The organism is Streptomyces sp. NPDC007162, assembly GCF_040634175.1.
GTDB lineage: Bacteria > Actinomycetota > Actinomycetes > Streptomycetales > Streptomycetaceae > Streptomyces.
Window position 1 is genome coordinate 1 of record NZ_JBEYFC010000346.1, and the last position, 9,921, is coordinate 9,921.

11 protein-coding genes and 1 pseudogene are annotated in these 9,921 nt (G+C 71.0%); 5 read left to right on the top strand and 7 right to left on the bottom strand.

Features of this window, described 5'->3' with window-relative positions; genetic code table 11:
* Positions 1-123 precede the first annotated feature (123 nt).
* Positions 124-492: a DUF6479 family protein gene (locus tag ABZ646_RS31465; RefSeq protein ID WP_360526301.1), complete on the bottom strand. Its 369-nt coding sequence runs from the start codon at positions 490-492 to the stop codon at positions 124-126.
* A 208-nt stretch (positions 493-700) separates the two neighbouring features.
* On the opposite strand from ABZ646_RS31465, the gene ctaD reads away from it, so the two are divergent.
* The gene (ctaD, locus tag ABZ646_RS31470) at positions 701-2,374 is read left to right on the top strand and encodes a cytochrome c oxidase subunit I (RefSeq protein WP_360526304.1); all 1,674 of its coding nucleotides are present in this window, start codon (positions 701-703) and stop codon (positions 2,372-2,374) included.
* A complete protein-coding gene (locus ABZ646_RS31475) occupies positions 2,371-2,775 on the top strand; it encodes a cytochrome c oxidase subunit 4 (RefSeq protein WP_360526307.1) in 405 nt (134 codons plus the stop codon). Before ctaD ends, ABZ646_RS31475 begins: the two co-directional genes overlap by 4 nt.
* Here ABZ646_RS31475 and ABZ646_RS31480 read toward each other — a convergent pair.
* From ABZ646_RS31480 to ABZ646_RS31505, 6 genes are all read right to left on the bottom strand, one after another.
* A complete protein-coding gene (locus ABZ646_RS31480; protein WP_360526310.1) occupies positions 2,693-4,210 on the bottom strand; it encodes a cytochrome b N-terminal domain-containing protein in 1,518 nt (505 codons plus the stop codon). The two genes, ABZ646_RS31475 and ABZ646_RS31480, sit on opposite strands and share 83 nt — an antisense overlap.
* Positions 4,211-4,345: 135 nt before the next feature.
* Positions 4,346-4,765 (bottom strand): CBS domain-containing protein, encoded by a 420-nt coding sequence (locus ABZ646_RS31485; RefSeq protein ID WP_360526313.1) that lies wholly within the window; start codon positions 4,763-4,765, stop codon positions 4,346-4,348.
* Positions 4,766-4,779: 14 nt separating this feature from the next.
* Complete coding sequence (locus tag ABZ646_RS31490) at positions 4,780-5,565, bottom strand: metallophosphoesterase (RefSeq protein ID WP_360526316.1); 786 nt, start codon at positions 5,563-5,565, stop codon at positions 4,780-4,782.
* Positions 5,562-5,804 (bottom strand): BON domain-containing protein, encoded by a 243-nt coding sequence (locus tag ABZ646_RS31495; RefSeq protein WP_360526319.1) that lies wholly within the window; start codon positions 5,802-5,804, stop codon positions 5,562-5,564. The genes ABZ646_RS31490 and ABZ646_RS31495 overlap by 4 nt, the downstream gene beginning before the upstream one ends.
* Positions 5,804-6,454 (bottom strand): hypothetical protein, encoded by a 651-nt coding sequence (locus ABZ646_RS31500; protein WP_360526322.1) that lies wholly within the window; start codon positions 6,452-6,454, stop codon positions 5,804-5,806. The genes ABZ646_RS31495 and ABZ646_RS31500 overlap by 1 nt, the downstream gene beginning before the upstream one ends.
* Positions 6,451-7,095 carry a diguanylate cyclase gene (locus ABZ646_RS31505; RefSeq protein ID WP_360526325.1) on the bottom strand — a complete coding sequence of 215 codons (645 nt, stop codon included), beginning with the start codon at positions 7,093-7,095 and terminating at the stop codon, positions 6,451-6,453. The genes ABZ646_RS31500 and ABZ646_RS31505 overlap by 4 nt, the downstream gene beginning before the upstream one ends.
* 139 nt (positions 7,096-7,234) lie before the next feature.
* Between ABZ646_RS31505 and ABZ646_RS31510 the strand changes: the two genes are divergently transcribed.
* From ABZ646_RS31510 to ABZ646_RS31520, 3 genes and pseudogenes are all read left to right on the top strand, one after another.
* Positions 7,235-8,191 (top strand): LLM class F420-dependent oxidoreductase, encoded by a 957-nt coding sequence (locus ABZ646_RS31510; RefSeq protein WP_360526328.1) that lies wholly within the window; start codon positions 7,235-7,237, stop codon positions 8,189-8,191.
* A gap of 31 nt (positions 8,192-8,222) precedes the next feature.
* Positions 8,223-8,834 (top strand): isochorismatase family cysteine hydrolase, encoded by a 612-nt coding sequence (locus tag ABZ646_RS31515; protein WP_360526331.1) that lies wholly within the window; start codon positions 8,223-8,225, stop codon positions 8,832-8,834.
* A pseudogene (locus tag ABZ646_RS31520) lies at positions 8,831-9,781 on the top strand (FAD-binding oxidoreductase); the annotation flags it as partial. The gene ABZ646_RS31515 and the pseudogene ABZ646_RS31520, both read left to right, overlap by 4 nt.
* Positions 9,782-9,921: the final 140 nt, after the last annotated feature.

Consider the following 9,921-nt stretch of genomic DNA (forward strand, 5'->3'; position numbering starts at 1 on the left):
TCCCCAACCGCTGGGCGGCGCGCGTCGCCCGCCCCGCCACCCCCTGGGCCGGAGTCGGCCCACCGGCCGCCGGCCTGCGGCGGGCTGCCGCAGGCGCCACGGGTGGTCGTCACCGGGTGCGCGTCACTTGGTGCCGCCGCCTCCACTGCCGAAGGATCCGCTGGACCCCGGATGCCAGCGGGGCCGGGTCTGGTCGCTGCTGGGACGGCTGGAGACGTTGCCGAGCTGGTGCGGGGTGAGGCGGTCGCCGTCGCCCGACGCCCGGGGTACCTCGTTCGGCTCACGCATGGCGCGCTCCTCGCGCACCGGCCCCGTGGGGGGCAGCGTCGGCTGCTCCTCGCGCCGGGGGGTCGGGGACTCCCGCCGCCGTACCCGGATGCCCAGCCGCACGGCCCCCACCAGCGCGGCCGTGATGAGCACACCGCAGACGACGATCGCTATCGCCCCCGCTGCCGAACCGGCGGCGGCCAATTGCTCATGTGTCGTATGCATGGGCGGCGAGTACCCCGCGCCCGCCATCGAATGCCCCCTGGGTGAGGCGTGGCGGACACGGCATCGGCCACGGCACCGGTAGCGTCACCCCGACCGAACAAAAGCCACCTGTACGCCATATCGGCCATGTCCGGTGCACCGGTTTCCCCGGCCGACCGGCAGGGCACCCACGAGGCGCTCTTCGCGCCGGGCCCGGCTGAGGAGGACCATGACCGAACTGTCGCAGCACGTCGACGAGGAGCCGTCCCCTCCCACCACCCCGGCGCCCCTGGGCCGGGGACTGCTGAGCTGGGCCACCACGACCGACCACAAGGTGATCGGCCGGCTCTACATGGTGACCGCGTTCTGCTTCTTCCTGTTCGCGGGCCTGCTCGCCCTCGGCATGCGCGCCGAACTGGCCCGCCCCGGACTCCAGTTCCTGAGCAACGAGACCTACAACCAGTTCGTCACCATCCACGGCACGATCATGATGCTGCTGTTCGCGACCCCGATGTTCGCCGGGTTCACGAACGCCGTCATGCCGCTCCAGATCGGCGCCCCCGACCTGGCGTTCCCCCGGCTCAACGCGCTGTCGTACTGGATGTACCTGTTCGGCGGCCTGATCGTGGTCTCCGGTTTCCTGGTGCCCGGCGGTGCGGCGGCGTTCGGCTGGTTCGCCTACGCGCCGCTGAACAGCGCGTACTACACCCCCGGCGCCGGTGGTGACCTGTGGACGATGGGGCTGGTGGTCTCGGGTGTGTCCACGACGCTGAGCGCGGTGAACTTCCTCGCCACCGTCATGTGCCTGCGCGCCCCAGGCATGACGATGTTCCGGATGCCGATGTTCACCTGGAACGTGCTGTTCACGTCGATCCTGGTGCTGCCCGCCTTCCCGGTCCTGACGGCCGCGTTGCTCGCCCTGGAGTGCGACCGGAAGTTCGGCTCGCACGTCTTCGACGCGCACAACGGCGGGGCGCTGCTGTGGCAGCACCTGTTCTGGTTCTTCGGCCATCCCGAGGTGTACATCGTGGCGTTGCCGTTCTTCGGCATCATCACCGAGATCCTCCCGGTGTTCTCGCGCAAGCCGCTGTTCGGGTACCTGCCGATGATCGGGGCCACGACCTCCATCACCATGCTGTCCGCGGTCGTCTGGGCGCACCACATGTTCGCGACCGGGGCGGTGCTGCTGCCGTTCTTCTCCCTCATGTCGTTCCTGATCGCCGTGCCGACCGGGATCAAGTTCTTCGCGTGGATCGGGACGATGCGCGGGGGCTCGCTCTCGTTCGAGACGCCGATGCTGTGGTCGATGGGCTTCCTGGTGACGTTCCTGCTCGGCGGGCTGACCGGGGTGCTCATCGCGTCGCCGCCGATCGACTTCCACGTCACCGACTCCTACTTCGTCGTGGCGCACCTGCACTACGTGCTGTTCGGCACGGTGGTGTTCGCGATGTTCGCCGGGTTCTACTTCTGGTGGCCCAAGTTCACCGGGAAGATGCTCGACGAGCGGTGGGGCAAGGTGCACTTCTGGCTGCTCTTCCCGGGGTTCCAGCTGACGTTCCTGGTGCAGCACTGGCTCGGCGCGGAGGGGATGCCCCGCCGGTACGCCGACTACCTGCCGGCCGACGGGTTCACCCTGCTCAACAGCATCTCGTCGGTGGGCGCGTTCCTGCTGGGCGTCTCCACGCTGCCGTTCCTCTACAACGTCTGGCTCACCGCCCACAAGGGCAAGCAGGTCGAGGAGGACGACCCGTGGGGGTTCGGGCGCGGCCTGGAGTGGGCGACGAGCTGCCCGCCGCCGCGGCACAACTTCGTGGCACTGCCCCGGGTCCGGTCGGAGTCGCCCGCCTTCGACCTGCACCACCCGGAGATCGTCCGCCAGGCGGAGAAGGAGGGCCTGCGGTGAAGGTCGAGGCACTGCTCTTTGGTGGCGTGGCCGTCTTCTTCGGCGCCGCCGCCGCTCTGTACGGGGTGTGGTCGCACGCCGACCCGGCGGGGACGGCGGCGCTGATCGTGGCGTTCGGGATGGCCGCCGTGGTGTCCTTCTTCTGCGCCACCCACTATGTGCGCCGCGGCCCGCGGGCCCAGGACCGTACCGACGCGGAGATCGCGGACTCCGCCGGGCCCCTGGAGTTCTTCCCGCCGCACAGCCCCTGGCCGATCGTCACCGCGCTCGGGTTCGCCGTCGCGGCGACCGGGGTGGTGTTCGGGCTGTGGCTGTTCCTCATCGGCTTCGGTGTTCTGGCTCGGGGGGTCGCGGGGCTGGTGTTCCAGTACGTGAACCGGGGGACGGAGCAGGAGGACTGAGCGGCCGGCGGGGGGCGCCCGGCCGGAACTCGGTCACCGGCCGGTGGCCCTCCTCGTAGCCGCCGGCGAGGTTCTGCCGCACCTGTCCCGTCTCCTCGCCCTCGGTCAGCCGTTCCTGTTCGGCGTGGAGAAGGGCGCGGCACAGCCCGCGGGCGACGAAGAAGGCCAGGACCGGGCCCACGACCAGAAAGATCCGGAAGATCCAGGTCAGGGCGTTCACCGAGATCCGGAACGTCTGTGCCGTCACGTCGTTGCCGCCGGCGAGGACCAGCACTGCGTAGAAGGTGATGCCCGCCGCGCCGAGGCCGGTGCGCACCGGCCGCTCCCGGGGCCGCTCGCTGAAGTGCTGCTCCTGCCGCCATTCCCCCGTCAGCCGCTGCTCGGCGAAGGGGTAGGCGTACAGGACGCCGAACAGCAGCGCCGGCAGGACGACGGCGGGCAGCAGGACGTTCCACATGAGGGTGTGGCCGACGAAGTTCGTCTCCCAGGGCGGCACGAGCCGCAGCGAGCCTTCCAGGAAGCCGACGTACCAGTCCGGCTGGGAGCCGGTGGACGCCTGGTCCGGCCGGTAGGGCCCGTACACCCAGACCGGGTTGATCTGCGCGACGCCGGCCAGCGCCACCAGCAGCCCGGCGACGGTGAGGGACAGGCCGATCGAGGAGGCCGAGAACTGGGGGTACAGCGGCTTTCCGACGACGTTGGAGTTCTTGTGGCCGGGTCCCCGCCACTGGGTGTGCTTCAGGTGGAAGACCAGGATCAGGTGGACGGTGACCAGGGCGATCAGCGCGCCCGGCAGCAGCAGGATGTGCAGGCTGTACAGCCGGGGGATGACGTCGTGGCCCGGGAACTCGGAGCCGAGGACGAACATGCCCACGTACGTCCCGACGACCGGGATCGAGAGCATGATGCCCTGGGCGATCCGCAGCCCGGTGCCGGAGAGCAGGTCGTCCGGGAGGGAGTAGCCCGCGAAGCCCTCGGCCAGGGCGAGCGCGAACAGCGTGACGCCGATGACCCAGTTCAGCTCGCGGGGCCTGCGGAAGGCGCCGGTGAAGAAGATCCGCAGCAGGTGCACGCCGATCGCGGCGACGAACACCAGCGCGGCCCAGTGGTGGGCCTGCCGCATCAGCAGGCCCCCACGGATGTCGAAGCTGATGTGCAGGGTGGAGTCGAACGCCCCCGAGACGAGCTGCCCGCGCAGCGGGACGTAGGGGCCCTGGTACACGACCTCGCGCATCTCGGGCTTGAAGAAGAAGGTCAGCCACACGCCGGTCAGCACCAGGACGACCAGGCTGTAGAGGGCGATCTCCCCGAGCAGGAACGACCAATGGTCGGGGAACGCCTTGCGCAGCAGCTGCCCGGCCCCGTCGTGGACGGGCAGCCGGGCGTCGACCGCCTCCGCGAACCGCTCTCCCGTCCCGCCTCGCTCAGGCTCCACCCGACGCTCCTCCCGACGGCTGCCGCCGCGCTCTCCTCATCCCTTGCCCAGCACGGGTGCGGGGGGGTACCCAGTCGGCGCGAAACACTCGCGCGGCTGGGCGGCGGCACCCGATCGGCTGAGGAAGCCGGGGCCTCAGGTGTTGGGACGGGCCGCGCTGATGTCGCCGAGGGCGGACGTCTCGTCGCGTTCGATCGCCAGGTCGCCGAGGGCAAGGATGCCCACGGGGCGGTCCCCGTCGACGACCGGGAGGCGCCGTACGGCGTGCTCGCGCATCAGCCGGACGGCCTGGTCCAGGGTGTCGTCCGGGGCGACGGTGACCAGGTCGGTGCTGGCGGCCTGCATGATCGTCGTCTCGTCCGGGTCGGCGCCCTCGGCGAAGGCCCGCACCACCAGGTCGCGGTCGCTCACCAGGCACCGCAGGTGCCCTTCCTCGGTGACCAGGACCGCGCCGACGTCCTCGTCCCGCATCACCCGGGCCACGGCGGCGACCGAGGCCTGCGGTTCCACGGTCACCAGGTCGCTGGTCATGATGTCGCGTACGTGCTGGGCCATGACCGGCCCCCTTCTCACCTCTCGACGGTGTCTGTCGGCGACCGGGTACCCGTGGTGCGGGATCCCTCCCCGGACTGCGGCGGGTTCAGGGAGTAGACGTGGAAGGCCCGCCCGATGACGGGCTGGGCGACGTTGCGCACCGTCACCCCGCCGTCGGTCATGCCGTGTTCGGTACCGGCGTGCGCGTGTCCGTGGACGGCGAGGTCGGCGCCCGCCGTGTCGATCGCCTCCGCGAGCAGGTAGCTGCCGAGGAACGGGTAGATCTCCAGGGGCTCGCCGGCCAGGGTGTCCGGCACGGGGGCGAAGTGGGTGAGCGCGATGCGTACGTCGCAGTCGCGCCCGTGGAGCTCTTCGAGGGCCGCGCGCAGTCCGTCGGCGCGGTGGCGCGAGTACCGTACGAACTCCCTCATCACGGGCTCGCCGAACTCCCCGGCGCATCGGCCGACGAACCCGCCGCCGAACCCCTTGGTACCGGCCACGCCGATCCGCAGACCGCCGTGGGTCACGACGGTGGCCTCGCCCTCCAGAACGTCCGCGCCGGCGTCCCGCAGGATGGCCGTGATCGCGTCGGGGTGGTCGCCGTGGTGGTCGTGGTTGCCGAGGACCGCGACGACCGGGACGCCCAGGTCCTTGATCTCCCGGGCGACCACCCGCGCCTCCTCGGGTGTGCCGTGCCGGGTGAGGTCCCCGGCGAGCAGGAGTACGTCGGCGTACTCGGGCAGGGTGTCGAAGGCCGGACGGAGGGTGCCCTGGCTGTCGGGGCCCATGTGGATGTCCCCCACGGCGGCGACCCGGGTCATGTCAGCTCCTCGGGGTGGTCGGGCGGGGTGGTCTCCGCGACGGCGATGTCGCAGTGCACCGGCACGTCCGCGAGTTCCTCGCGGGCGACACGGAGGATGTCCTCGCGGCAGCCGGCCGAGGGGACCGTCCCCGTCAGCAGGACCGTGTCGCCGCGGATCTCGGCGCGTACGCCCAGCTCACCGCACTGTCCCTCGGCCAGCCGTTCGGCGACGTGGGCCACGCGGTAGTGCAGGTTCATCACTGCTCCGGTTCGGGGTCGATGACGTTCAGGCGTTCCAGGAGGTAGAGGAAGGCGGCGGGCATCGGTTCGTCCCCGCAGCGGTGCCGCACCTCCCGCCAGTCGACCTTCTCGCGCAGTGAGCGGGCCACCGGCAGTACGGCGCCGAAGTCGCAGTGGTGCTCGGAGAAGGCGGTGCTCAGGCTGACCAGCAGGTCGGTCGCCGAGAGGACCGGCATGCGCACCGAGTCGACGGAGAGTTCCTCGGCGCGGGCCAGCAGGTCGACGGTGACCGGCCGGCGGGCCAGCTCGAAGATGATGTCCACGTCCTGGTCGAGGCAGACGGTCTTGACCAGCCAGTCCTCCGGCGGCACCCGCACGGTCAGCCCGGCCGAGCGCAGCGATCGGGCCACCGCCTCGGCGTCCTCGGGCAGCACGCAGAAGTCGGTGTCGTGCTGGAGCGTGTTGGTGCCGCCGTGGGCGTACACCGCCACGCTGCCGGCCAGGGCGAACTTGTGGCCTGCGCGTTTCAGGATGGCGCCGACCTGCTTGGTGGCCTCCAGGATGGCCTGGCTGCGGTCGGGCGGCAGCCTGCCGGGCGCGGGCGGCTCGGGATCCGGGGCGGCGAGACGGAGGTCGGGCGCGCGTTGTGCGCCCTGGGCGTCTGTCATGGACGGCTCCCTTCGCGCGCAGCGGTGTGCAGGCAGCGCCGCAGTTCCTCGGCGTACGGCACGGCGACACCGGCGGTGATCACCGCGGCGAGCGCGGCCAGGTACGGGGCGGGCAGCGGCCGCTCCTTGGGGAGCAGCCGCCAGTCGTCGGGGTGCGGGCCGCCCCGCAGAGCCCTGCGGACCTGGCCGGAGTGGAGACAGGCGGTGAACGACAGGGCGGTGAGCGGCAGCACCTCCAGGAAGCTGTGGATGTGCTGCTCGACGGGCCGGACCTCACGGTCGCCGACGGCGAGGGACACGTCGTGGACGGCGGTCGCCCCGTGGACGAGCGCCGCGCCGCCCATGACGGTGAGCACCAGGGGGTTGATCCGGGCCAGCAGGCCGACGAGCACCGGCACCCCGGCCTCGGTCATCATCAGCGCGTGGACGGCGGACTCCTTGGTGCCGCTGGTGTGCTCGATGCCGGTCCGCTTGTGCATCCACCAGTCCGCGAGGCCCGGCAGCACCCACAACGGCAGGACGCCGTACAGGAGGAACCGCCGGCCGGCGTCCTCCGCGTCGGTGGAGCGGAGCGGGATCCGCAGGTCGGCGGGGCGCCGCCAGTTCTGCCAGGCCTTCCGGGGCAGCAGGCGCAATGCCATGTGAACCTCCGTGAGGTCGGTCTTCCAGGACCCGCATCCCCGGTACCCCTCCTGATCGGTGCGACACGCCATGCACAACCCGCTGGTCATCGGGTACTCGGCGGCGGACCCCAGAAGCACACGTGGTTCAGGAGAGACGATGGCGGCCTTCGGATACTTCCTCTCGTGCGAGGAGCACACCCCGGCGGAACTCGTCGAGCAGGCGCGGATGGCCGAGCAGGCCGGTTTCGAATCACTGTGGATATCGGACCACTACCACCCCTGGCACGACGGCCAGGGGCAGAGCCCGTTCGTCTGGTCGGTGATCGGTGCGCTGTCGCAGGCGGTCTCGCTGCCCGTGGAGACGGCGGTGACCTGCCCGCTGATCCGCACCCACCCCGCCGTGATCGCCCAGGCCGCCGCGACCAGCGCGGTGCAGCTGGGCGGCCGGTTCCGGCTGGGCGTGGGCACCGGCGAGGCGCTGAACGAGCACATCCTCGGCACGGTCTGGCCCGAGGCTCCGGTACGGCTGGAGATGCTGGAGGAGGCCCTGCTGATCATCCGGCGGCTGTTCACCGGGGAGCAGGTCAGTCACCGTGGCAAGCACTACACCGTCGAGAACGCCCGGCTGTACACGGTTCCGGACGAGCCGGTGCCGATCGACGTGTCGGCGTTCGGTCCGCAGGCCGCCGAGGTGGCCGCGCGGATCGGCGACGGGCTGATCACGATGATGCCCGACGAGTCGCTGGTGGAACGCTTCCGGCGCGGGGGCGGCGGCACCAGTCCGGTGTACGGCGGGATGAAGGTGTGCTGGGGCACCGACCGGCAGGAGGCGGTGCGCACCGCGCACCGGCTGTGGGCGAACGAACAGCTCCCGGGCGAGCTCCCGCAGGTCCTGCCGACCCCGCGCCACTTCGAGCAGGCCATGGACCTGGTCACCGAGGAGCAGGTGGCCGGCTCGGTGCCGTGCGGCGACGATCCGGACGAACACGTCAAGGCGGTCTCCGCCTTCGTCGACGCGGGGTTCGACACCGTCTACGTCAACCAGATCGGCAAGGACCAGCAGGGCTTCTTCGACTTCTACCGCACCAAGGTGCTGCCTCGGCTGCGGAGCTGAACCGGAAGAGCAGCGGAAGGTGGTGAACGCCGTGACCGGGACCGGATCGCCCGACGGCCGCGCGCTCGTCGTCATCGACATGATCAACACGTACGACCACGAGGACGCGGAGCTGCTGCTGCCGGCCGCGGAGCAGGTGGTGCCCGTGCTGGCGGACCTGATCGGCCGGGCCCGGAAGGCGGGCGTGCCGGTGATCTACGTGAACGACAACTTCGGGCGCTGGCGTTCCCACCACGGCGAGCTGGTCGAGACGGCCTTGTCCCGGCCGCACGCCGCACTGGTCGAGCCGATCCGGCCCGACGACGACTCCCTGTTCGTCGTGAAGGCCCGGCACTCGGTCTTCTACGACACCCCACTGGCCTATCTGCTGCGGGAACTGGGCGTGCGGACGGTGGTGCTCAGCGGCCAGGTCACCGAGCAATGCGTCCTGTACTCGGCGCTGGACGCGCACATCCGTCATCTGGAGGTCACGGTGCCGAAGGACGCCGTCGCCTCGATCCACCCGCACCTGGCGCAGGCCGCGCTGGAAATGATGGAGCGCAACATGGGTGCCCGGATTGTCCTGGCGAAAGAAGTCGACTTCCTGGGTACCCGGGGTGCCGTACCGGAGGAAACTCCACGTCAGCCCGGAGGTCGGCGATGAGCACACGCGTTCCCGGAGAGTCCTTGGAGGATCTGGTCACGGCCCTGCGGGCCGGGACCGACGCGGAGATCCGTTTCGATGCCGGGAGCCGGGGCGCCTACTCGACGGACGGCTCCAACTACCGGCAGGTCCCGCTCGGCGTGGTCGTGCCCCGCACCGTGGAGGCCGGTGCCCACGCGGTGGAGCTGTGCGCCCGCCATGACGTGCCGGTGCTGTCGCGCGGCGGCGGCACCAGTCTCGCCGGGCAGACCACGAACGAGGCCGTGGTGATCGACTGGAGCAAGTACTGCAACGCGCTGGTCTCCGTCGACCCCGAGGCCCGCACCTGTGTGGTGGAGCCGGGCATCGTCCTGGACGAACTCAACCGGCGGCTGGCCGACCACCGGCTCAAGTTCGGTCCGAAGCCGTCGACGCACAGCCACTGCGCGCTTGGCGGCATGATCGGCAACAACTCGTGCGGGGCGTCCGCACAGGCGTACGGCAAGACGGTCGACAACGTGCGCCGGCTCGAAGTGATGACGTACGACGGGCTGCGCATGTGGGTGGGACCCACCTCGAAGGCCGAGCGGGCCCGGATCGCCGCCGAGGGCGGCCGGCGGGCCGAGCTGTACGACGGCCTCGACCGGCTCGTCACCGAGTACCTGGGGGACATCCGGCGCGGCTACCCGAAGATCCCGCGCCGGGTCTCCGGTTACAACCTCGACTCGCTGCTCCCGGAGAACGGCTTCGACGTGGCCAGGGCCCTGGTCGGCAGCGAGGGCACGCTGGTGACCGTCCTGCGGGCCGAACTGGAGCTGGTGCCGGTGCCGTCGTACGAGTCGCTGCTGGTGCTCGGGTACGACGACATCTGCCAGGCCGCCGACCACGTGCCGCAGATCCTTGAGCACTGCTCCCCCGGCCAGCTGGAGGCGCTGGACGGGCGGATGGCGGAACTGATGCGCGAGGAGCACGCACGTGGGATCCATGAGCACGGTAGGCCGATACGACCTTCAGCCTCGGCGTAGCGCCGGTTGATCCGCGAGCGTTCGCCGGGCAGCAGGTCGTCGGCGACGGCCTCGCGGACCAGGGAGTGCCGGAAGCGGTAGCC